Origin of the sequence: Paenibacillus cucumis (ex Kampfer et al. 2016) (assembly GCF_019748695.1) — a bacterium.
Lineage (GTDB): Bacteria > Bacillota > Bacilli > Paenibacillales > Paenibacillaceae > Paenibacillus > Paenibacillus polysaccharolyticus.
This window is the reverse complement of the sequence record NZ_JACLIC010000041.1, coordinates 106193-128230: the sequence shown is the minus strand read 5'-3', so window position 1 is coordinate 128230 and position 22038 is coordinate 106193. Positions and strand designations below refer to the sequence as shown.

At 46.1% G+C, this 22038-nt stretch carries 22 protein-coding genes; 21 read left to right on the top strand and 1 reads right to left on the bottom strand.

The genetic code is table 11. The features are described 5' to 3' along the window. Nucleotides 1-382: 382 nt before the first annotated feature. The 17 genes from fapR (at nt 383) to trmD (ending at nt 17289) form a co-directional block, all read left to right on the top strand. A complete protein-coding gene (fapR, locus tag H7T88_RS23485; protein ID WP_260511099.1) occupies nt 383-931 on the top strand; it encodes a transcription factor FapR in 549 nt (182 codons plus the stop codon). Further along, nucleotides 928-1923, top strand: coding sequence for a phosphate acyltransferase PlsX (gene plsX, locus H7T88_RS23480; RefSeq protein ID WP_221790599.1), 996 nt, complete (start codon nt 928-930; stop codon nt 1921-1923). Before fapR ends, plsX begins: the two co-directional genes overlap by 4 nt. Nucleotides 1924-1931: 8 nt before the next feature. After that, complete coding sequence (locus tag H7T88_RS23475; RefSeq protein WP_090923953.1) at nt 1932-2921, top strand: beta-ketoacyl-ACP synthase III; 990 nt, start codon at nt 1932-1934, stop codon at nt 2919-2921. 25 nt (nt 2922-2946) lie between these two features. Further along, complete coding sequence (fabD, locus tag H7T88_RS23470; RefSeq protein WP_221790597.1) at nt 2947-3888, top strand: ACP S-malonyltransferase; 942 nt, start codon at nt 2947-2949, stop codon at nt 3886-3888. Nucleotides 3889-4145: 257 nt separating this feature from the next. Then, on the top strand, nt 4146-4895 hold the full coding sequence (gene fabG / locus H7T88_RS23465) for a 3-oxoacyl-[acyl-carrier-protein] reductase (protein ID WP_090923903.1): 750 nt from the start codon (nt 4146-4148) through the stop codon (nt 4893-4895). 151 nt (nt 4896-5046) lie between these two features. Continuing rightward, a complete protein-coding gene (acpP, locus tag H7T88_RS23460; RefSeq protein WP_024630176.1) occupies nt 5047-5280 on the top strand; it encodes an acyl carrier protein in 234 nt (77 codons plus the stop codon). Nucleotides 5281-5454: 174 nt separating this feature from the next. Continuing rightward, nucleotides 5455-6693 carry a beta-ketoacyl-ACP synthase II gene (fabF, locus tag H7T88_RS23455; protein WP_090923902.1) on the top strand — a complete coding sequence of 413 codons (1239 nt, stop codon included), beginning with the start codon at nt 5455-5457 and terminating at the stop codon, nt 6691-6693. A gap of 13 nt (nt 6694-6706) precedes the next feature. Next, nucleotides 6707-7405 (top strand): ribonuclease III, encoded by a 699-nt coding sequence (rnc, locus tag H7T88_RS23450; protein WP_090923901.1) that lies wholly within the window; start codon nt 6707-6709, stop codon nt 7403-7405. 189 nt (nt 7406-7594) lie between these two features. After that, a complete protein-coding gene (gene smc / locus H7T88_RS23445; protein ID WP_154886400.1) occupies nt 7595-11164 on the top strand; it encodes a chromosome segregation protein SMC in 3570 nt (1189 codons plus the stop codon). Between the two features lie 97 nt (nt 11165-11261). Beyond that, complete coding sequence (ftsY, locus tag H7T88_RS23440) at nt 11262-12275, top strand: signal recognition particle-docking protein FtsY (RefSeq protein ID WP_154886398.1); 1014 nt, start codon at nt 11262-11264, stop codon at nt 12273-12275. Nucleotides 12276-12416: 141 nt separating this feature from the next. Further along, a complete protein-coding gene (gene trhA / locus H7T88_RS23435; protein WP_221790595.1) occupies nt 12417-13064 on the top strand; it encodes a PAQR family membrane homeostasis protein TrhA in 648 nt (215 codons plus the stop codon). 269 nt (nt 13065-13333) lie between these two features. Further along, the gene (locus H7T88_RS23430; protein WP_123064424.1) at nt 13334-13684 is read left to right on the top strand and encodes a putative DNA-binding protein; all 351 of its coding nucleotides are present in this window, start codon (nt 13334-13336) and stop codon (nt 13682-13684) included. 67 nt (nt 13685-13751) lie between these two features. Continuing rightward, nucleotides 13752-15128: a signal recognition particle protein gene (ffh, locus tag H7T88_RS23425; RefSeq protein WP_090923896.1), complete on the top strand. Its 1377-nt coding sequence runs from the start codon at nt 13752-13754 to the stop codon at nt 15126-15128. A gap of 54 nt (nt 15129-15182) precedes the next feature. Then, nucleotides 15183-15455 (top strand): 30S ribosomal protein S16, encoded by a 273-nt coding sequence (gene rpsP, locus H7T88_RS23420; RefSeq protein WP_056700527.1) that lies wholly within the window; start codon nt 15183-15185, stop codon nt 15453-15455. Nucleotides 15456-15478: 23 nt separating this feature from the next. Next, nucleotides 15479-15709 carry a KH domain-containing protein gene (locus H7T88_RS23415; protein WP_090923895.1) on the top strand — a complete coding sequence of 77 codons (231 nt, stop codon included), beginning with the start codon at nt 15479-15481 and terminating at the stop codon, nt 15707-15709. A gap of 304 nt (nt 15710-16013) precedes the next feature. Then, nucleotides 16014-16526, top strand: coding sequence for a ribosome maturation factor RimM (gene rimM, locus H7T88_RS23410; protein ID WP_221790593.1), 513 nt, complete (start codon nt 16014-16016; stop codon nt 16524-16526). Between the two features lies 1 nt (nt 16527). After that, nucleotides 16528-17289: a tRNA (guanosine(37)-N1)-methyltransferase TrmD gene (gene trmD / locus H7T88_RS23405; protein ID WP_154886394.1), complete on the top strand. Its 762-nt coding sequence runs from the start codon at nt 16528-16530 to the stop codon at nt 17287-17289. 98 nt (nt 17290-17387) lie between these two features. On the opposite strand, the gene H7T88_RS23400 is transcribed toward trmD, so the two are convergent. Further along, nucleotides 17388-18335: a polysaccharide deacetylase family protein gene (locus tag H7T88_RS23400; protein WP_221790591.1), complete on the bottom strand. Its 948-nt coding sequence runs from the start codon at nt 18333-18335 to the stop codon at nt 17388-17390. Between the two features lie 405 nt (nt 18336-18740). On the opposite strand from H7T88_RS23400, the gene rplS reads away from it, so the two are divergent. The 4 genes from rplS to rnhB all read left to right on the top strand — a co-directional run bounded on the left by rplS (nt 18741) and on the right by rnhB (nt 22023). After that, nucleotides 18741-19082: a 50S ribosomal protein L19 gene (gene rplS / locus H7T88_RS23395; RefSeq protein WP_024630190.1), complete on the top strand. Its 342-nt coding sequence runs from the start codon at nt 18741-18743 to the stop codon at nt 19080-19082. 304 nt (nt 19083-19386) lie between these two features. Then, entirely contained in the window at nt 19387-20007 is a 621-nt protein-coding gene (gene lepB, locus H7T88_RS23390; protein WP_221790589.1) for a signal peptidase I, read from the top strand. Nucleotides 20008-20042: 35 nt separating this feature from the next. Then, entirely contained in the window at nt 20043-20906 is an 864-nt protein-coding gene (gene ylqF / locus H7T88_RS23385) for a ribosome biogenesis GTPase YlqF (protein ID WP_090923891.1), read from the top strand. 412 nt (nt 20907-21318) lie between these two features. Continuing rightward, nucleotides 21319-22023, top strand: a complete 705-nt coding sequence (rnhB, locus tag H7T88_RS23380) for a ribonuclease HII (RefSeq protein WP_244159417.1) — start codon at nt 21319-21321, stop codon at nt 22021-22023. The last annotated feature ends 15 nt before the right edge of the window (nt 22024-22038 follow it).

Here is a 22038-nt window from a genome sequence, read left to right as displayed (position 1 = left end):
GCAACACTTCATTTCGATGAGGTGTTGCTTTTTTGTGTAAAGAAAAGCGAACGCATAAGCTTGTTCAAGCGGGTATGTATGCTTGCTACACATATTCATCAGCACTGTGATGAAGTGATGTGAATTTGTTATACTAGCCTTTCTTTTTGACACAGGATGAGATATACTATAGTTTAGTACCAGGTTCTAAGATTTGACGTTACATACAGATCATCATACACTTTTATTTAGAAGCTCCCTGAATAAGCAGGGCTACAGCATATAAGAAGTAAGGCTTGGAAGAACGAACTTGACCTTGAGGTGGGTTTTGGAAACGATACAGCGGGGGGTGTCAGGCATCGAGCGTTTACCGAAGAGACAGAGGCAACAGCAGTTAACCAAAATGATAGACGAGAATCCGTTTGTGACCGATCAGGAGCTTACACGTCAATTGAAGGTAAGTATCCAGACGATCCGACTTGACAGGCTGGAACTTGGCATACCGGAGCTTCGGGAACGGATGAAACTGATGGCGGAGCGCTCGTATGATCAGGTGCGATCACTGCCCCTGCATGAGATTATCGGTGACATTGTGGATTTACAGCTGGACAAGAGCGGGATATCCTTATTTGAGATCAAAGAGGAACATGTTTTTTCAAGAACAGGTATTGCCCGCGGGCACTATGTCTTTGCACAAGCGAATTCACTTGCAGTCGCTGTCATTAATGATGAGATTGCGTTAACTGCTTCGGCAGATATACGTTTTGTTCGCTCTGTTCGTTTGGGAGAAAAGTGTATTGCCAAAGCTTATGTGAAATCAATCCCCGGTCAGAAGGGGAAAGCCAAAGTTGAAGTGTTCACCTATGTTGGAGAAGAAATGGTGTTCCAAGGTAATTTTGTGATCTATCATTCAGGTGGAGAAGACAGCAAAGAAGGAGGTCATTTGGGATGAAAATCGTCATTGATGCCATGGGAGGAGATCATGCTCCTGCGTCAACCGTAGAAGGGGCTATTGCCGCAGCTACGGAATGGGCGGATACACAGATCGTCCTGGTTGGCGATGAAGCCAAGATTGAACCTCTTTTAAGTCAGTCAGGAACAAGACCGGCCAACTTGAGCGTTCGGCACGCTTCCGAAGTGATTGGTTCAGATGATGAACCGGTAAAGGCAGTAAGGCGCAAAAAGGATTCTTCCATGGTTGTAGCCGGACGTATGGTCAAAGAAAAGGAAGCCGACGCCATGATTTCGGCAGGAAATACAGGGGCGTTAATGACGGCTGGTTTGCTTGTTGTAGGCCGGATGGATGGAATTGAGCGTCCTGCACTTGCCCCCATGATTCCCACGATGGATGATGTAGGTGTGCTTGCGCTAGACCTCGGTGCGAATATGGATGCTAAACCGGAACACTTGGCACAATACGCGCTGATGGGCAGTTTGTACCGGCAAAAAGTACAAGGCATTGCCTCCCCGAGAGTGGGCTTGCTCAACGTGGGGACAGAGCCAGGCAAAGGCAATGAGTTGACCAAACATGCCTATCCGCTCTTAGAACAGCTTCCGATTCGTTTTGTGGGGAATGTAGAGGCACGTGATGTGCTAACTGGCGCCTGTGATGTGCTGGTGTGTGACGGGTTTGCCGGCAACATCCTGCTGAAATCATTGGAAGGCGTGGCAGGAGCGATTTTTGGCCTGCTCAAGGAAAAGTTCACTTCATCCTTCAAAAATAAATTGGCTGCGGCGGTACTCATGCCAGAATTGCGTGGGTTAAAGAGCAAACTTGATTATACGGAGCACGGTGGTGCCCCATTGCTAGGTTTGAGTGGACTGGTCGTCAAAAGCCATGGTTCCGCTGACGGCAATGCGATCAAAAATGCCGTGCGTCAGGCACGGATTGCAGTACAAAACCAGTTGGTGGAGAGTATATCTAAGGAAATTAGTGGGAAGTGAGTGACGATATGAATAATTTGCGCCCAGTAGGGATTATTGGTACAGGTAAATATGTGCCGGAGAAAATTTTGACAAACAGTGATTTGGAAAAAATGGTCGATACGAATGACGAGTGGATTGTCAGTCGTACAGGAATTAAGGAGCGGCATATCGCTGCACCGGATCAAGCTACTTCTGATCTAGCCTATGAGGCAGCAATAAAAGCGCTTGAATCTGCTGGCATGACAGGCAGTGATCTGGATCTGATTATCGTTGCTACGATTACACCGGACTCCTCTTTCCCGTCGACAGCTTGCATTCTGCAAGATAAACTGGGTGCCAAGGGCGCTGCTGCATTTGATTTGTCTGCTGCTTGTTCCGGGTTTGTATACGGCCTTGCAACGGCAACCAGTTTCATTCAAAGCGGCATGTACAACAACGCGCTTGTTATTGGTGCAGATTGTTTGTCACGTATTACAGACTACACAGACCGCAACACTTGTGTTCTTTTCGGTGATGGAGCAGGAGCCGTCGTTGTTGGTGAAGTTCCGGAAGGCCGTGGTTTCAAAGCATTTGATCTCGGTGCAGAAGGGGCAGGAGGCAGTCTTCTAAACATTGAAGGCGGTGGTTCACGTCTGCCAGCAAGTGCGGAAACGATTGAGAACAAAAAGCATTATATCTATATGAACGGCCGTGAAGTGTTTAAATTTGCTGTTCGTGTCATGGGTACGGCAACGATTGAAGTTCTTCGCAAAGCTGGCATGGATCGCACGGATGTTGATTTGTTCGTTCCACATCAGGCGAATGTTCGAATTATTCAATCGGCTATGCAACGACTGGAACTTCCAGAGGAGAAAGTGGTTGTCAATGTAGACAAGTATGCGAACACGTCGGCGGCATCCATTCCACTTGCACTGGTTGAAGCTGCAGAAGAAGGCCGTATGAAAGCAGGAGATACTGTTTTGATGGTTGGTTTCGGCGGCGGTTTGACTTGGGGCGCATCCGTACTCGTATGGTAAACTAGACAGCTGGAGGATGAATGAAATGGGTAAAATCGCTTTTGTATTCCCTGGACAGGGATCACAAAAAGTAGGTATGGCCAAAGATGTATATGAGTCTGTACCTGCAGCCACGGAAGTTTTTCGCACAGCAGATGAGGCACTGGGCTTCTCGCTGAGCAACCTGATCTTTGAAGGACCAGACACGGAGCTGAAACAGACATCCAATACACAGCCAGCACTGCTCACCGCGAGTATTGCGCTGCTGGAGGCTTTCAAAGAAAAAGGGATTGAGGCAGACTACGCTACAGGTCATAGCTTGGGTGAATACAGTGCACTAGTGGCAGCTGGTGTTCTTTCCTTTGAGGATGCTGTGCAAATTGTCCGGGCACGTGGTCAGTATATGGAAGAAGCTGTTCCGGGTGGACAGGGAGCAATGGCTGCTGTACTGGGTGCGGATCGGGAAGCGCTGGGGGTGCTTTGCCGTGAAGTGTCAGAAAGTGGACATGCAGTTGAACTTGCCAACATTAACTGTCCTGGACAAATCGTTATTTCAGGTGTAAAAGAGGGCGTTGCTGCCGTGTCAGAACGGGTGAAGGAAGCAGGTGGCAAGCGTGCAATTGCACTAGAAGTAAGTGGTCCGTTCCACTCTTCATTGATGAAAGACGCTGCAGATAAGCTGGCGGATAAGCTGAGTACAGTGACGTTCTCACCTGCGAAGGTTCCTGTGGTAGCTAACGTAACCGCAAGACCTGCTGAAGATGGACAATTTCAGAACTTGCTCACGACTCAGGTCTATTCTCCGGTTTTATGGGAAGACAGTGTGACATGGTTGATTGAGCAAGGTGTGGATACGTTTATTGAGATTGGTTCAGGCAATGTATTAACCGGTTTGATTAAAAAAACAGATAAAACCGTAAAATTATACAATGTAAACAGTCTTGAAACCTTGGAAGCAACTGCTGCTGATCTTAAAAATAATAATTAAATCACATAAGTAGAACCATTTATTTACACTTTAACGGAGAGGACAGAAAAAACCTGGAAAAGCGAAGCTGAAAGCTTTCTGAAAGAAAGCTGCATCGGAAGCGTAGGCCTCGCCTTTATCACCAGATTTTTCCCTTTGGAAAAGGGAAACAAGAAAATCTGGGGATAACAGCGATTGAAAGGTTATTCTGTCATCGGAGTGGCTGTGTAAATAATCGAAGTTCAACTTATGTAGATTCAGGGAGAGGAGGAATGGTTATGTCTAAACCGTTAGAAGGTAAAAATGCATTAGTAACCGGAGCATCCCGCGGAATTGGCCGCAGTATTGCACTTGCCCTGGCTGAAGCCGGAGCGAATGTTGCTGTAAACTATGCGGGCAGTCAGGCTGCGGCAGAGGAAGTGGCCGAAGAGATTCGTGCAAAAGGTGTGCAGGCGATTACGATTCAGGCGAATGTAGGTCAGATGGTTGAAGCGGAACAGATGGTGAAAACAACGCTTGAAGCATGGGGCAATGTCGATATTCTGGTGAATAATGCGGGGATTACACGGGACAACCTCATTATGCGGATGAAAGAAGAAGAGTTCGATCAAGTTATCGAAACGAATCTTAAAGGGGTGTTTAACTGTCTGAAGGCAGTAACACGTCCAATGATGAAACAACGTTCAGGAAGAATTATTAACATCTCTTCTGTCGTTGGTGTGCTGGGTAATCCGGGTCAAGCCAACTACGTGGCTGCCAAAGCGGGAGTTATCGGTTTAACGAAGGCTTCTGCTCGAGAACTTGCTTCTCGCGGAATTACGGTGAACTGTGTTGCACCGGGCTTCATTGAAACCGATATGACCAAGGAATTGTCTCAGGAGCTGGTCGATGGTATGCTTAGTGGCATTCCGTTGTCCCGTCTTGGACAGCCGGATGAAATTGCTGGTGTGGTTACATTCCTTGCATCAGAAGCTTCATCTTATATGACAGGTCAAACACTGCATGTCGATGGTGGCATGTACATGTAAATTTCCTGGACTTTGAATCAAAGTCGGGGAACAGGCGCTGGACGATCCGAAATGCCGGAAAAAGGCCGGGTTCCCCGGCCGGGAGCCGCATATGTCTTCTATGGCATTTTGCCTGCGATTCTCGTATAATACCAAGGAGGAGGTGAACCGGATGTCCGATGTATTGGAGCGTGTAAAACGCATCGTCGTCGACCGCTTGGGCGCAGACGAAGCTGAAGTTACACTTGAAGCATCTTTCAAAGAAGATTTGGGTGCTGATTCTTTGGATGTAGTGGAATTGGTCATGGAATTGGAAGATGAATTCGATTTGGAAATCTCTGATGAAGATGCAGAAAAAATTACGACCGTAGGTGAAGTTGTAAACTACATACAATCTCATACCTAAAGTCAATTCAGTCCCGCTCCTGTTTTCGAACAGGCGGGACTTCTCATCATTCATTGGTTTTTCACATCCCGCAGACAAGGTGCTTGCTGATCTTTGGAGAGGCGTCTTGCATTCGAGTCTGCGGATATTCCCACAAAATACTTGCGTAATGCAGTCGATATAGAGGTGAGTCGGTTGAAACAAAGAGTTGTAATTACCGGAATGGGCGTAATGACATCGCTCGGAAAAGATATAGAGACGTTCTGGGGCAGTTTAATGGCAGGAAAGTCCGGAATTTCTCAGATTGAGGCATTTGATGTTAGTGAATACACGACACAGATTGCAGCCGAGATCAAAGATTTCAACCCGGAAGAATATATGGATCGAAAAGATGCACGGAAGATGGATCGTTTTGTACAGTTCGCTGTGGCAGCTGGTTTCAAAGCTGTGGAAGATAGTGGTCTGAAAATCAACGAAAACATTGATGCAGAACGTTTTGGTGTATCGATTGGTTCTGGTATTGGTGGATTGGGAACTTGGGAAGATCAGCACAATGCGCTTTTGCAAAAAGGCCCTAAACGTGTGAGCCCGTTCTTTATTCCGATGATGATTTCGAATATGGCATCCGGACAGATGTCCATTTCACTTGGTGCCAAAGGACCGAACATCAACGTTGTTACCGCTTGTGCGACAGGAACACACTCCATTGGAGATTCGTTCAAGTTAATTGCGAATGGTGATGCAGATGCGATGATCTGCGGCGGTGCTGAAGCAACCATTAGGCCAACTGGACTTGCGGGTTTCTGCGCGATGCGTGCGATGTCTACACGTAATGACGATCCTACGAAGGCAAGCCGTCCTTTTGATACAGGTCGTGACGGATTTGTTATGGGTGAAGGTGCCGGAATTCTGATTCTGGAATCTCTGGAACATGCTCAGGCTCGTGGCGCACGAATCTACGGTGAAGTAATCGGTTACGGTCTGACAGGTGATGCACACCATATGACAGAACCAGATCCAGATGGAGCAGCACGTTGTATGACGATGGCGCTTCGCAATGCAGGAATTCAGCCGGAAGAAGTGGATTACATCAATGCACACGGAACTTCAACACCAGTAGGTGACCGTTCCGAAACGTTAGCCATCAAAAAGGCGTTTGGCGATCATGCGTACAAGCTTGCCGTAAGTTCCACCAAGTCCATGACAGGCCATATGCTTGGCGCTGCAGGTGGTGTAGAGGCAGTTATCTGCGGATTGTCCCTGACACATCAGACACTGGCTCCAACGATCAACCTGGAAGATCAGGACCCTGAATGTGATCTGGATTACGTGCCTAACGTCCCACGTCAAACCAAAGTGAATGTGGCAATGTCCAATTCATTTGGATTTGGCGGTCACAACGCTACCATTATTCTCAAAAAATTTGAAGCATAAGGGGCTAGTTCGTTTGAGTGAAGATCTGAAGCAGTTACAACAAAAACTTCAAATCAAATTTGACAACAGGCAGCTTCTAAAACAAGCGTTTACCCATGCTTCTTACGTAAACGAACACCGATTCAGTCAACATCAGGATAACGAACGTCTGGAGTTTCTGGGCGATGCTGTATTGGAGTTGACTGTATCGGAGTACTTGTATCATCTGTATCCTAACCGTCCGGAAGGAGAACTAACAAAGATGCGGGCATCCATTGTCTGTGAACCTTCCCTGGTCAAATTTGCTGAAGCGCTTAGTTTTGGACAATATGTACTTCTTGGAAAAGGTGAGGAATTAACTGGAGGACGTACACGTCCAGCTCTTCTGGCGGATGTGTTCGAGTCATTTATAGGTGCGTTATACCTGGATCAGGGTCTTGAACCTGTGCGAGCATTTCTGGATCAGCATGTGTTTCCGTTAATCGTTGTTGGCAGCAAGCTGCAAATGAGTGATTACAAAACAGAGTTGCAGGAACTCACACAGCATCACAATATGGGGGCTCTGGAGTACCGGATCGTCGAAGAGCGGGGACCAGCCCATGAACGTGAGTTTGTCTCGGAGGTCCATATGGGCCAAGAACGACTTGGCCGAGGTACGGGACGCTCCAAAAAAGAGGCGGAACAACAGGCAGCATCTGCGGCGCTTGAACGATTGAAGCTTCCGGAGGCCTGAATTGTACCAGGCAGCGCTTAGACAAACGAAGAGCAAAGAGCAGCCCGCGGGCCCGCCCCGGCGGAAGTAATCGGCCGGACTGCTTTTTGCTCTTTTTTTTGTAAAGAGACTCGGGAGGCATTATCGGATTTTTTACTAGGTGTCGAAGGCATTATTTGAAATTCGCAAGAGGAGGTGACGAGAAGCCCTATGTTTCTGAAACGAATAGAATTGGGTGGATTCAAGTCATTCGCCGACAAAACGGAAATGGAATTTGTTCGTGGCATTACAGCGGTTGTAGGTCCGAACGGAAGCGGTAAAAGTAATATATCCGATGGTATCCGCTGGGTATTGGGGGAGCAAAGCGCCAAGTCACTCCGTGGCGGTAAAATGGAAGATATTATTTTTGCAGGCAGTGATGCGCGTAAAGCTGTCAACTACGGAGAGGTTTCCCTTACACTGGACAATGAGGATCATGCACTCGCTTTGGATTTCGGTGAAGTAACCGTGACCCGTCGTGTTCATCGCAGCGGGGACAGTGAGTATTTTATCAATAAACAATCCTGTCGCTTGAAAGATATCACAGAACTGTTCATGGATACGGGGATCGGTAAAGAGGCTTACTCGATTATTGGACAAGGACGCATTGAGGAGATCTTGAGTACTCGTTCAGAGGATCGCCGTGGAATCTTTGAAGAGGCTTCAGGAATCGTTAAATATAAATCCCGCAAACGGGATGCAACGCGCAAGCTGGATGAGACAGAGCAAAATCTGCTACGTATTCACGATCTTGTAACCGAACTGGAAGATCAGATTGGCCCGCTGAAAGAACAATCCGAGAAAGCCATGCATTACAAGCAACTTCGTTCCGAACTCAAATCAAAGGAAATTTCGATGTATGTGTATCAGATTGAACAGATTCATGCTTCCTGGAGCAAAGCGAGCGAACGTCTGGAGTCGCTAAAACACGAAGAAGTTGGATTGGCGGCGATTGTATCCACACATGATGCGAAGCTGGAGAATGATCGCAATGCACTGCGTCTGCTGGAAACGGAGACAGAAGAACTTCAGGCTGCTTTGTTGCAATTTAGTGAGGCAACAGAGAAAAGCGAAGGGCATGGAGAACTTCTTCGGGAACGTTCGCGTAATCTGCAAGCGAATCAAGAGCAACTGAGGGAAACGCTGGCGGTGAGCGAGCAGAGACATCAGGAGCGTGAAGCTGAGTTGATTGCCTTGCGAGAGAAGTTTGGCAAGCTTGAACTGGAACTGGCTGATGTAAAAAATCGTTTGTCTGAAGAAGAAGCTAAGCTTATCGGTGTTACGGGTGGAATAAGTCAGCAGCAAGAGGAGAGCCTCAAAGGGAACTTGCTGGAACTGATGAATCAGATGGCGCAGGCACGAAACGAAATACGGTATGTGGACCAGCAAAAAGAAACGCTGGAGCGCAGAATGAACCGTGCATCAGAAGAATCCGGCAAATGGGAAGAACAGAAAGAGACGTTAGAAGGCCGTAAAGCAGAGATTCAGAAAAAAGTGGTTCGGTTAGGTAAGGAAATCAGTGAACTGCGCGGGGGCTATATTTCGGAAAGCGAACGGCTGCAGTCTTTGCAAAAACTCCTGGAAGAGAGCCGTGGTACTGTACGTAAATGGGAGCAAAAGCGCGAAGCACAAGTGTCCCGCCGGGATACGATGAAAGAAATGCAAGATGATTTTGACGGCTTCATGCTGGGCGTAAAAGAAGTGCTCAAAGCTTCTCGAAAGGGGACGCTAAACGGAGTACATGGTGCTGTGGCAGAACTCGTCAAAGTTCCCGAAAAGATCGAGCTTGCGGTAGAAACAGCGATGGGGGCTGCGCTACAGCATATCGTCATGGAGAACGAGGCCGTATCCAGACAGGCTATTGCTTTCTTGAAGCAACGTCAGTTGGGACGTGCAACCTTTCTTCCGTTGGACGTTATTCGTCCTCGTTCAATCGGTGCAGGTGAACGATCGATGGTTGAGGGTATGGACGGTTTTGTTGGCATCGGTGCTGAACTTGTACAGTATGATTCAAGATATGCCTCAATTATCGGTAGCTTGCTCGGAAATGTCATCATTGCAGAAACGTTGGAGTTTGCGAATAAAATTGCGGCACGTTGTCAGTATCGTTTCCGTGTTGTAACCCTCGAAGGGGATGTCGTCAACGCTGGCGGTTCCATGACTGGCGGCAGTCAGCACAAAAAAAATGGCAGTCTGCTCAGCCGCAAGCGGCAACTGGATCAGCTGGATCAAGATATTGTGGATACCGAGCAGCAGATTGTGAAACTGCATCGCAGTGTGGAAGATGTCAAAGCTCAGCTGGAGCAGTGTCAGGACAAGCTGGATCAGCTACGTCAGTCTGGTGACGATACCCGAAATGCAGAGCAACAGGCCTCGATGGAGATGAAGCAGGTTGAGCATGAACTGCGCCATGTATTGGAGCAGGTCGCTGTGGCAGGTCAGGAAAAGAACGGCTTTACGGAAGAAATTAAGGAACTGGACAAATCCCGGGTTGAAGCGGAGAAAAAACTTGAGCAACTTGAGGAAGAGGAGAAAGCAACTCATCGCGCTATTCATGCAGCAGAGTTTGCCCGGAAGGCCAATGAGTCTGCAAAAGAAGAGTTGCAAACACAGCTGACCGAACTGAAAGTCCGGGAAGGTAAGCTGGATCAGGAACGCTTCTCAAATGAAGAGCAATTGCGGAGATTGGAGCGAGAGGTTGATTCACTAGTCAAAGATCTGCGACAGAATCGTACGTTGCTCGCTTCGATGGAAGCTGATTTTAAGAAAACACAGAGTGAAAGTGTAAAACAGATTGAAGATTTAAACGAGTACAAGCTTAAAAAGGCACAGGCATCTCAAGAATTGGACTTCAAACGTGCCGCGCGCAGTGAACTGTCGAAAAAGCTGGAGCTGGCCGAGAGTGAAACGAAGGAGCAGCGCACACAGCTCAAAGCGGTGGAAGAGCAGATGCGTCAGACTGAAATTTCCGTGAACCGTCTGGATGTTGAGCTGGAAAATATTTTGCGTAAGCTGACAGATGAATATGAGTTAGGCTATGAGCTTGCCAAAGAACGTTATCCAGTGCCTGAAGATGTGGAGAGCACACAAGCTGAGGTACAGAAGTTAAAACGTGCAATATCCGCTCTTGGCGATGTGAATCTCGGTGCAATCGAAGAGTTCCAGCGGGTGAATGAGCGGTATGAGTTCTTGAACGAACAGAAGAATGATCTGGTGGAAGCCAAAACGACACTGTATCAGGTTATCAAGGAAATGGAAGATGAAATGGCGAAGCGATTCAAATTTACATTTGACGCGATCCGTCGTGAATTTGGTACCGTCTTTACGAAGCTGTTTGGCGGTGGACGTGCTGATCTGGTTCTGATGGACCCTGAGCGACTCCTTGAAACAGGTATTGATATCGTAGCCCAGCCACCGGGTAAGAAACTGCAAAATCTGCAACTGTTGTCGGGTGGAGAACGGGCATTAACGGCGATGGCGTTGCTCTTTGCCATTCTGCACGTGAAACCTGTGCCATTCTGCGTATTGGACGAAGTTGAGGCTGCACTGGATGAGGCGAACGTCGTTCGTTTTGCCCAATACTTGCGTGAGTTCTCTGAACAAACCCAATTTATTGTGGTTACGCACCGGAAAGGCACGATGGAAGAGGCAGATGTCCTATACGGAGTTACGATGGAAGAGGGCGGAGTATCCAAGCTCGTTTCGGTTAAACTGGATGATGAGGAAGCAGACATCGCCTAATTGCATGGAGATTGCTGTGTGCTTCAAATAGGATTCATTTAATTTTACAAAATCATGACCATTTACGATTTAATTATCTACACGATGGAGGGGCTTTATGAGTTTCTTTAAAAAGCTACGGGACAGCATTGCAAGTAAAACGGAGTCGGTTACTAAACAGTTTAAGGATGGCCTAGAAAAGACACGCAAAGGGCTTGTGGAAAAAGTAACCGATCTGGTCATTCGCCGCAAAAAAATTGATGAGGAATTTTATGAGGAACTTGAAGAAATTCTGATCGGGGCAGATGTAGGCGTCAATACGGTCATGAATCTGATTGAAGACCTGCGCGCAGAAGTGAAGAAACGCAAAATTGAGGATGCGGCTGAGTTACAGCCTGTGTTGTCCGAGAAACTGACAGATTTGCTTCGTGGGGAACAAAACAATGAACTGAAAATGAATCCGGATGGCATTACGGTTATTTTGTTTGTTGGTGTGAACGGTGTTGGTAAAACAACGACGATTGGCAAGCTGGCTCACCGTTTCAAGCAACAAGGGAAAAAAGTAATTATGGCAGCGGGCGATACGTTCCGAGCTGGAGCGATCGAGCAACTTGAAGTATGGGGCCAGCGTGCTGGCGTAGATGTGATTAAACAGCAATCGGGTTCTGATCCGGCTGCTGTTATGTACGATGCAGTACAGGCGGCAAAACAGCGCGGAGCTGATGTGTTGTTATGTGATACCGCAGGCCGCTTGCAAAATAAAAGCAACCTGATGGATGAGCTGAACAAAATCTATCGTGTGATTCAGCGTGAGATTCCAAGTGCGCCGCATGAAGTGCTGATGGTGCTGGATGCGACGACGGGACAAAATGCGCTGAATCAGGCCAAACTTTTCGGAGAGAAAAGTGGAGTAACGGGTCTTGTGTTGACCAAGCTTGATGGAACAGCTAAAGGTGGTATTGTAGTGGCAATTCGTCAGGAGCTGGACCTGCCTGTGAAGCTCGTTGGTCTTGGGGAGAAAATTGATGATCTGCAGGAATTTGATTCTGAACAGTTTGTTCACGCGTTGTTCGCAGGATTAATTCAGGAGCAACCAGCAGAGAATGCCGAAGAAGAGAATACACAATCCTGATCCTGATCTTGGGTCGTAAATGAATAATCATGTTCACCGTATTGCCGCTGCATCATGTGAGAGCTCACGTGTAATGTCATCGGCAATACGTGTATAATGAAAGGTAACTGATATTGTAATGGGTTAGAAAGGAAGGTTGATATGGCCAATACCTATACCTATTCCCGTCGTGAAGAGGTCGCCAATGCCGTGACACATGGAATCGGTGCTGCGCTTAGTGTAGCTGCGTTAGTGTTGTTAATTGTATTTTCCAGTATGAAAGGTACGGCCTGGCATGTTGTTAGTTTTACTATCTATGGTATTACCATGCTAATGCTCTATACGAATTCAACGTTGGTGCACGCGCTCAAAGAGGGGAAGGCAAAAGACTTGTTTGAGTTTTTTGACCACTCTTCCATCTATCTGTTTATTGCAGGCACATATACGCCGTTTTTATTCGTCGCAGTTCGCGGAACACTGGGCTGGACTCTATTCGGTGTCATTTGGGGCATTGCACTGGCCGGAGTGATCTTCAAAGCCTTTTTCACCAAGAAGTTTCTGTTTATGTCGACGGTCTTCTATATCGCGATGGGGTGGCTGATCGTTATTGCTTGGCAACCGCTTGTGTCAGCGATTCCCACAGGTGGGATTGTACTATTGGTTGCAGGAGGCCTGATGTATACGCTGGGGACATTGTTCTATGTATGGAGAGGTTTCCCGTTTCACCACGCGATCTGGCATCTGTTTGTACTGGCAGGCAGTATTCTGCATTTCTTCGCAGTCTTAATCTATCTGACACCACTTCGTTAGAAGCATTAAACGAAGCGTCTCTTCTTTAGGGATGTTTCGTTTTTCTTTTTGGTTCTGGTTTGAAAGACTTCTAGTTTACGTTATTGAATGGACAGAAAATAAGGCTTTATAACGTCTAAAGATAGCATTTTTAAACTGTACATGGCAGGCGTAGCGTCTCTTTTTATTGTGACAAGTATTTTTGCTTGACATCCTGATTTGTTTTAGGTATTATTAGGAACGTTGCAAGAGTGTAAAGTGTTTTTCCTTGACGAAGGGAGTGCCCTGATATGAGTCAAGAAAACCGGCTTGAGAAAACAAACCGGATTAACTTACTGTTTGCCTTTTATGAATCACTGTTGACAGAGAAACAGCAAACGTTTCTGAAATATTACTTTCATGATGATTTTTCACTTGGTGAAATTGCAGCCGAGTTTGAGATCAGCCGCCAGGCGGTATACGAACATATCAAGCGTGCTGAACAAGTGCTTGAGAACTATGAAAGCAAGCTTGGCTTGCTTGAAAAGTATGAAAGACGCAGCCGCTGCCTTGAAGATTTACAACAAGCACTGGAACGCGCTGGCGTTACCGTGGATAACAACAAACCAATACACGATCTCGTTGCTTTACTGGGAGAATAACCATTGTTTGCAGTGAAGTGAGACGAATCGGTCTTAAAATGGAATGAAGCATGAAGGAGGTGGGATCATGGCATTTGAAGGATTAACGACCCGATTGCAGAATGTGTTCAGCAAGTTGCGCGGCAAAGGCAAGGTGTCTGACGAAGACGTAGCCGAAGCGATGCGCGAAGTACGTCTGGCATTGCTTGAAGCGGATGTAAACTTCAAAGTGGTCAAGGAATTCATCGCCAAAGTGAAAGAGAAGGCTGTCGGCAAAGAAGTAATGGACAGCTTTACACCCGGAATGGTCATCATTGACATTGTTAACAAAGAATTAACAGAGTTAATGGGTGGAAGTCAAGCTAAGCTGGCGAAGTCGAATAAACCACCTACAGTGATCATGATGGTTGGTTTACAGGGTGCGGGTAAAACGACGACTTCCGGTAAACTGGCAAAAATGTTGCAAAAGCAAAATAGCAGACCTTTGCTGGTTGCAGGCGACATTTACCGTCCGGCTGCGATCAAGCAGTTACAAGTACTGGGAGAGCAGTTGAAGGCGCCAGTGTTCACCCTCGGTGATCAGACAAGCCCGGTGGAGATTGCTCGCCAAGGTTTGCAACACGCAAAAGATAACGGACATGATTATGTGATCGTGGATACAGCCGGACGTTTGCATGTTGATGAAGAACTGATGGAAGAGTTGCGTCAGATTCACAGTGTAGTGAACCCGGATGAAGTATTACTCGTTGTCGACAGTATGACAGGTCAGGATGCCGTTAATGTGGCGGAACACTTTAATCAGCAACTTGCTCTGACCGGGGTTGTACTGACCAAACTGGATGGCGATACACGTGGTGGTGCGGCACTGTCTGTTAAAGCAGTTACAGGTTGCCCGATCAAGTTTGCCTCTCTGGGGGAGAAGCTTGATGCACTGGAGCCATTCCATCCGGAACGTATGGCTTCACGTATTCTTGGTATGGGTGACATGTTGTCCTTGATTGAAAAGGCACAGTCCAATATCGATACCGAGAAAGCGAAGGAAATGGAACGCAAGATGCGGAATGCAGAATTCACGTTCGAGGATTTCCTGGAGCAGATGGATCAGGTGAAAAAGCTTGGACCAATTGACCAGATCATGGATATGATTCCGGGTATGGGCAAGATGAAACAAGCGAAGGACCTGAAGGTCGATGATAAACAGATGGGCCGAATCGAAGCGATTGTCTATTCAATGACAACGGAAGAGAAGCGTAACCCGGATATGATTAACCATAGCCGCCGGAAACGGATTGCTACCGGAAGTGGAACGTCACTCGCAGAGGTGAATCGTCTGATCAAGCAGTTTGATGAGATGCGCCGTATGATGAAGCAATTCTCGGATATGATGGGTCCTAAGGGTGGCAAGAACAAAGCAATGAAACAGTTGAAAGGTCTCGGTAAAGGAATGAAGTTTCCTTTCCGTTGATTGAACAGCCGTTTACATGAGAACCAGATTTCATTGAAGGAGGTGAATTTTCAAATGGCAGTTCGTATTCGTCTGAAACGTATGGGTGCTCACAAAGCTCCTTTCTACCGCGTAGTGGTATCGGATTCCCGTTCCCCACGTGACGGTCGTTTTATCGAGGAGATCGGTTACTACAACCCGGTTGAACAACCGGCTGTTGTTAAGATCGATGAAGATAAAGCATTGCAATGGCTTCAAAACGGTGCGCAAGCATCCGACACTGTCCGCAACTTGCTGAGCAAAGCGGGCGTGATGAAGAAATTCCACGAGTCCAAATTATCTAAATAAGGTGCTGATTCGGAGGGTCATCTATGGAAGAATTAGTAAGCATAATTGCTAAGGCTTTAGTCGATCATCCGGATGATGTGGCGGTTCGGACGATTGAGAAAGACCGGCTTGTCGTTTATGAGTTGACGGTGCATCCCGACGATGTCGGAAAGGTGATCGGAAAACAGGGACGAATCGCAAAATCTCTTCGCACGGTCGTCACATCAGCAGCAGTTAAGATGGATAAACGGGTTACCGTTGATATCATATCTTAAAGATATACGAAAGGGGGTTAGGATGCATGTCCTAGCCCCTTTTCGTGCATGCTGAACTTTATATGTTAGATTAGATATTAAATTGAAATTTTTTTTGGTATGCATGACATCGAAAGCAGTGTAGGGGACGGAATCGATTCTGGAGAAGCGTTAGCGTTCGCCTTTATCACCTCATTTTCACCTTTAAATTATAGATTCAAAAAATGAGGGGGTAACAGCGATCGGAAGAACGAACCGTCGCCGGAACGGCTGTACGAGAGTTGAAATACCTGTTTATTTTGATTGAATTTCGTAGGAGGATTGTATGGCAGAGTTTATGAATGTAGGGAAAGTTGTGAACACGCATGGAATTCGTGGAGAGTTAAAGATCATGCCTTTGACTGATTTTCCAGAAGTACGTTTCGCCCAAAATGCTGAATTGTTTTTGTTTACTCCGGATAATCATCCGGTGCCAGTTACAGTGGAATCTGCGCGTCTGCATAAAAATATGTATATCGTTCGTCTGAAAGAATACGGCAACATTAACGAAGTGGAGAAGTTCAAGGGGGGGATAGCCAAAGTATCCAAAGAAAACCTTGCTGAACTTGAAGAAGGGGAGTATTACTTCCATCAAATCGTAGGATGCGCTGTCATTACGGAAGAGGGAGAGTCAATCGGGACGATTTCGGAGATTCTGACCCCAGGTGCGAATGATGTGTGGGTAGTCAAAACACCGGCGGGAAAAGAAGTGCTAATTCCGGTGATTGACGATGTTGTTCTGGATGTGGATGTAGAGCAGAAGCAGGTCAAGATTCACCTGATGGAAGGACTGCTGTAACATGAAGGTGGATGTATTAACGTTATTCCCGGAAATGTTCGATGGTGTGTTTGGCACAAGCATTCTGGGTAAAGCGCAGGCCAAGGGGCTTGTCTCGCTTGGGGCGACCAATTTCCGAAATTACGCAACCAATAAACATAACACTGTGGATGACGCACCATATGGCGGCGGTGGAGGTATGGTGCTCAAACCTGATCCGATTTTTGCTGCCGTAGAGGATGTTTTGCAACAGCGCGGAGAAGCTGCCGCCACAATGAAAGCGCCCCGGATTATTCTGATGTGTCCGCAAGGTGAGACATTTACACAGAAAAAGGCAGAAGAACTGGTTCAAGAAGATCATCTGATCTTTATCTGCGGTCATTATGAGGGATATGATGAACGAATCCGCGAATTTCTGGTGACGGATGAACTATCTATTGGTGACTATGTTCTGACTGGCGGAGAACTACCTGCTATGGTGGCCATTGATAGCATTGTACGGCTGATTCCGGGGGTGCTCGGTAACGAGACAAGTGCAGTGACGGATTCATTCAGTACGGGGTTGCTGGAGTATCCTCACTATACTCGCCCGCCTGAATTTAGAGGCATGAAAGTGCCGGATATGCTCTTGTCTGGACACCATCTGAATATCGAGGCTTGGCGTAGAGAACAATCGCTGATTCGTACGTTGGAGCGCAGACCTGAACTGTTGGAGTCGGCAGATCTGACGGAGAAAGAACGGAGATGGCTGGAGCAGTACCGGGCTGAACAAGATAAGAAATAGGTAAAGATAAAGCCGAGTGGACAGCTTAGACTGCATCCATCGGCTTTTTTGATTTAATCAAGGCAGAATTGAATTATTTGTTTGAAGGTATTACTAATCTAGAACCGCTCACTGAGTATATTGGAACCCGTTTGTAGCAGGGTAGGGAGATCGGTATCATTTGTAACGGTTAAGCGAGGTAAAACCATGGGTGAATCCCCAGGGTGAACAAATCCGGGTCTAACCGTGAATCCCATGCGATATCCATGCTGATGGAGTTTGTAAATCATTTGTTCACTGAAATATCCATAAGGGTAGGCGATATATGGCGTATTGATACCGATATGTTTGATCTGCTCAATATCGTGATCCAGCAGGCTGGTATCCAGCGTAACGGGCAGATCGTCTCCACATACCATATATCCTTTGTGATGCAGGTTAAAGGTGTGGCTATTATACTCAAATACATCGCTTCCTGCGGCCATCTCTTGCTTGGAGATATCGCTTTTTTTACTAGGGTTAAAAGCGACTGGTGTAGTCTGAATCCGGCTACCTATGACAAAAAGGGAAGCATGGAAATGATATTTTTTGAGTATGGGATAAGCCAGCGTATAATTGTTTTGATATCCGTCATCAAAGGTAATGACAAATGATTTCTCAGGTAGCGAGATTTCACCGTTAACGTATTGTTCAAGCTGAGCCAGAGTAACGGTTCGGTACCCATTTTCGTGTAAATATTTCATATTCTGCTCGAACACATCCAGGTCAATGATGGATTTATTTTTTGGCTCGTGATTGTCTACTTTTGGCGTAACATAATGATACATGAGAACAGGAACTTTTGTAGCCGTGCCTTGTTTGATAACAAAGTTAGAGCGATCCAGCTTGGAATGCAGCGAAAAGTCCGAGTGAGTTAATGTGAAGAATTTACGTTGTACGATATTCCAAGACGAGCAGGCCTTGTGAGATAACGCGTTGGTGGGATGATTAACAGCATAAGCGTATAATGTAACGGTGCATGTGAGCAAAGCAAGTGAGGCTAGCAATAATTTTCTGATGTGTTTCATGTCTCTCCTGGTTCTCCTTTAGAATTCATCTATTTCTTAAAATTCGTTACGCTGCTCGTGTAATGAGCTTTTAAGTATATGATAGACGATCTTCTATGTCGGAAAGTTACATTATTTTATCCACGAGAGTGGTTGACTTTTTAAAAATGGACCAAAACTTTTCACCTATTTACTAATTAAGAGAAGAAATGGATAAGAGAATTGCGAACTATGGGCTGTTAATAAAAAACACAGATGGATGTAAGACGATCTATTATAAATTTGGTTATTTAGCTTGTGTTTTAATGTGCCACGTGATACAATAGTTCTGTTATGTGGAATACGGCGGTCCTCTATGGATAATGAAAGAGACAAGGTGATCTCTGGAAGAAGTATGAACGCCTGTACGGAAGGAGGGAGTCATAGATGAATATCGTTCAAGCGATTACACAAGAACAACTTCGCAAAGATATTCCGAGTTTTCGTCCTGGTGACACTTTGAAAGTGCACGTTAAGGTAATCGAGGGAACTCGTGAGCGTATCCAATTGTTCGAAGGTGTTGTGATTAAACGCCGTGGTGGTGGAATCAGTGAGACTTTTACAGTTCGTAAAATTTCTTACGGTGTAGGTGTGGAAAGAGCTTTCCCGCTTCATTCCCCTAAAATCGATAGAATCGAAGTGGCTCGCCGTGGTAAAGTGCGTCGTGCGAAGCTTTATTATCTTCGTGAACTACGCGGTAAAGCAGCGAGAATTAAAGAAATTCGTTAATATAACGGATACCGGGAGGGGCTTGGAGACAAGCCCTTTTCGTTTTTGTCCGGGAAAAGTTGAACCAGAGGTACACTTCCGAGTAAAATGGTATGGCGGATATGCGGCGTAAAGTCCGGGAGGATTGTGACATCAGTTATCCAAGGAATTTGAATTATTGTTCAATGTACGGTTGTAATGCTTGGCTTCAAGAATTACATAACTGAGTTGAATAATTTGTTTTCTCTAGTTCTATATAGGGAGGAAGCAAAAAGCTGAATGTATACTGCTATAATCATGTACTGTGAAGAGAGGAAGATCTTGAATGGAACAAGAAGTCCAACAGGACCAGAGCTTACCTGCGGAAGAAAAAAATAATCGATCCCAAAAAGCAAAAAATGAAATTGTCGAGTGGCTGAAGGCCATTGTCATTGCACTCGTACTGGTTATTCTGATTCGCTGGTTACTTTTTAAACCATTTGTGGTGGACGGGCCATCCATGCAACCGAATTTCTCGACAGGAGAACGTGTCATTGTCAATGAGATACTATACGATATCCGCGAGCCAAAACGTGGTGAAGTGATCGTCTTCCATGTACCTTCCGAAGGACGAGATTTCATTAAACGTGTTATCGCAGTTGCGGGAGATACGGTTCAGGTTCAGGGAGACACTGTAACGGTAAATGGACAAAAGGTGAATGAGACCTACATCCAGGGTGCTATTGATGCGGCTGAAGCGAGTGGCGGAACGTATAACGTGAAGGATTTCCCGAATGAACAATTCCCAGACGGAAAGGTGCCAGCGGGTCATGTGTTTGTTATGGGGGATAATCGACCTAACAGTACAGATAGCCGAATGATCGGTTATGTATCCCTGAAAGAGATTATTGGCCGTGCTGATGTTATTTTCTGGCCTATTGGAGAAATTAAGTGGATTAACCACTAAAACTTAAAGTATGTATTAAATGAGGTGAAGACAAGGTGACGATACAATGGTTTCCAGGTCATATGACCCGAGCCAGACGCCAGATTCAGGACAAGTTGAAGCTCATTGACGTGGTCATCGAACTATTGGATGCCCGTCTGCCTGTCTCCAGCCGTAATCCGATGATTGACGAGATTTTGATGGATAAACCCCGCATGATTTTGCTCAATAAGTCGGATTTGGCGGATGCCAAAGTGACGCAAGAGTGGATTGAGTATTTTAAAAAAGAAGGCATTACAGCGTTCCCTGTGGATGCTTCAACAGGTACCAATGTCAAAGATATTCCTGCTCAGGCAAGACTTCTTCTAAAGGAGAAGATTGATCGTCAATTGGCAAAAGGCATTAATCCCCGAGCCGTTCGGGGATTGATTGTCGGTATTCCTAACGTAGGTAAATCCACATTGATCAATCGTTTGGCTGGACGGAGCATTGCTGCAACTGGAGATCGCCCAGGTGTAACTAAAGGCCAGCAATGGATCAAAGTAGGCAAGGAAATGGAACTGCTGGACACCCCAGGTATTCTGTGGCCGAAATTTGAAGATCAGAATGTGGGTTACCGACTTGCTGTGACGGGTGCGATCAAAGAAGAAATCCTGAATGCAGAAGATATCGCATTTTTCGGAATCAGTTATCTGATGCGTTATTATTGGGATGCGCTGGAAGAGAGATATGGTCTTCAGGAGTTCTCCAAAGATGCGGACGATTCGGACAGTGTTATTGCCATTATGGAGCAGGTTGGCCGAATTCGCGGTTGTGTTATCAGTGGTGGACGGATTGATCTGGAGAAAGCATCACGAGCGTTTCTGCGCGAATTACGAGCAGGCAAGATGGGACGTTTCTCTATGGAAGCTCCTTACTGATCGAAAATATCCTTACAAGAGCCGAAAGAAGCGGCCGTTACCGGATTACCGGGAACGGCCTTTTTGTGTTTTGAAGGCTAAGGGGATATAAACCTAGCATGAATATGGTAAAAAAATGAAGTTAAGTGTGCTTGGTGGAATTGTTTGTTCTGTATAGGAGGTGTCCTGAAATCATGCTATGATAAATGATGTTGAAAATTTGCAGAACATCAGTTTGTATGTATTCAATTTAACGCTATGATAACCGATAAATGAAGACATCAGGATATTTTTTAAATCATACTTTTAACACGAAACATTGTGCAGGAATACGATTAATCAGAACAAATATGCGATAGCCTACGTCTAATTAATTATATACATTACATGGGATTACACAGCTACACGAAACATGGGTGAGGAGATGAACAGAATGACAGCAAACCATGAAATGCCGGAGCTTGCATTGCCAGAACTGCAACGCAAACCGAAGAAAAAGAAAAAAGAAACTAGCGAACCTCGGGATCTTTTGGTGTATGAGCGGGAGTATTGGGGTAGCGGGTTTGAATATATCGCAGGAATTGATGAAGTGGGACGAGGATGTTTGTTTGGGGATGTGGTTGCGGCGGCCGTGATCTTGCCTCAAGGGCTTATTTTGGAAGGGGTCAATGATTCCAAAAAGTTGTCAGAAAAGAAACGTGATACGTTATATGACATCATTATGGAGAACGCGCTGGCTGTAGGTGTAGGATATGCAGATGCGGAAACGATTGATCGTCTGAATATTAAACAGGCCGCCAGACTGGCCATGAAACGTGCGGTAGAGGCACTTGATGTAACACCTCATTACATGCTGGTGGACGCGGAAAAGGTGGATTTGAATATACCGCAGTTATCTATTATTAAAGGGGATGCAAATAGCCAATCGATCGCAGCGGCTTCTATTGTGGCCAAGGTAACGAGAGATCGGCTGTGCAAGGAAGAATGGGATACGTTATACCCGGAATATGGTCTGCCCGTACATAAAGGCTATGCAACTCAATTTCATCGGGAACAGATTATGGCACTCGGCGCAACACCGATGCATCGGCGGAGCTTTCTCGGTAATTTATTAGGTGAGCAGCATACGTTGTTTTAATTGAAAGGGAACGGA

Bases quoted from the DNA above. Each gene is read 5' to 3' on its own strand.
- fapR (WP_260511099.1), top strand. From the start codon at position 383: ATGATAGACGAGAATCCGTTTGTGACCGATCAGGAGCTTACACGTCAA.
- plsX (WP_221790599.1), top strand. From the start codon at position 928: ATGAAAATCGTCATTGATGCCATGGGAGGAGATCATGCTCCTGCGTCA.
- H7T88_RS23475 (WP_090923953.1), top strand. From the start codon at position 1,932: ATGAATAATTTGCGCCCAGTAGGGATTATTGGTACAGGTAAATATGTG.
- fabD (WP_221790597.1), top strand. From the start codon at position 2,947: ATGGGTAAAATCGCTTTTGTATTCCCTGGACAGGGATCACAAAAAGTA.
- fabG (WP_090923903.1), top strand. From the start codon at position 4,146: ATGTCTAAACCGTTAGAAGGTAAAAATGCATTAGTAACCGGAGCATCC.
- acpP (WP_024630176.1), top strand. From the start codon at position 5,047: ATGTCCGATGTATTGGAGCGTGTAAAACGCATCGTCGTCGACCGCTTG.
- smc (WP_154886400.1), top strand. From the start codon at position 7,595: ATGTTTCTGAAACGAATAGAATTGGGTGGATTCAAGTCATTCGCCGAC.
- ftsY (WP_154886398.1), top strand. From the start codon at position 11,262: ATGAGTTTCTTTAAAAAGCTACGGGACAGCATTGCAAGTAAAACGGAG.
- trhA (WP_221790595.1), top strand. From the start codon at position 12,417: ATGGCCAATACCTATACCTATTCCCGTCGTGAAGAGGTCGCCAATGCC.
- H7T88_RS23430 (WP_123064424.1), top strand. From the start codon at position 13,334: ATGAGTCAAGAAAACCGGCTTGAGAAAACAAACCGGATTAACTTACTG.
- ffh (WP_090923896.1), top strand. From the start codon at position 13,752: ATGGCATTTGAAGGATTAACGACCCGATTGCAGAATGTGTTCAGCAAG.
- rpsP (WP_056700527.1), top strand. From the start codon at position 15,183: ATGGCAGTTCGTATTCGTCTGAAACGTATGGGTGCTCACAAAGCTCCT.
- H7T88_RS23415 (WP_090923895.1), top strand. From the start codon at position 15,479: ATGGAAGAATTAGTAAGCATAATTGCTAAGGCTTTAGTCGATCATCCG.
- rimM (WP_221790593.1), top strand. From the start codon at position 16,014: ATGGCAGAGTTTATGAATGTAGGGAAAGTTGTGAACACGCATGGAATT.
- trmD (WP_154886394.1), top strand. From the start codon at position 16,528: ATGAAGGTGGATGTATTAACGTTATTCCCGGAAATGTTCGATGGTGTG.
- H7T88_RS23400 (WP_221790591.1), bottom strand. From the start codon at position 18,335: ATGAAACACATCAGAAAATTATTGCTAGCCTCACTTGCTTTGCTCACA.
- rplS (WP_024630190.1), top strand. From the start codon at position 18,741: ATGAATATCGTTCAAGCGATTACACAAGAACAACTTCGCAAAGATATT.
- lepB (WP_221790589.1), top strand. From the start codon at position 19,387: ATGGAACAAGAAGTCCAACAGGACCAGAGCTTACCTGCGGAAGAAAAA.
- rnhB (WP_244159417.1), top strand. From the start codon at position 21,319: ATGACAGCAAACCATGAAATGCCGGAGCTTGCATTGCCAGAACTGCAA.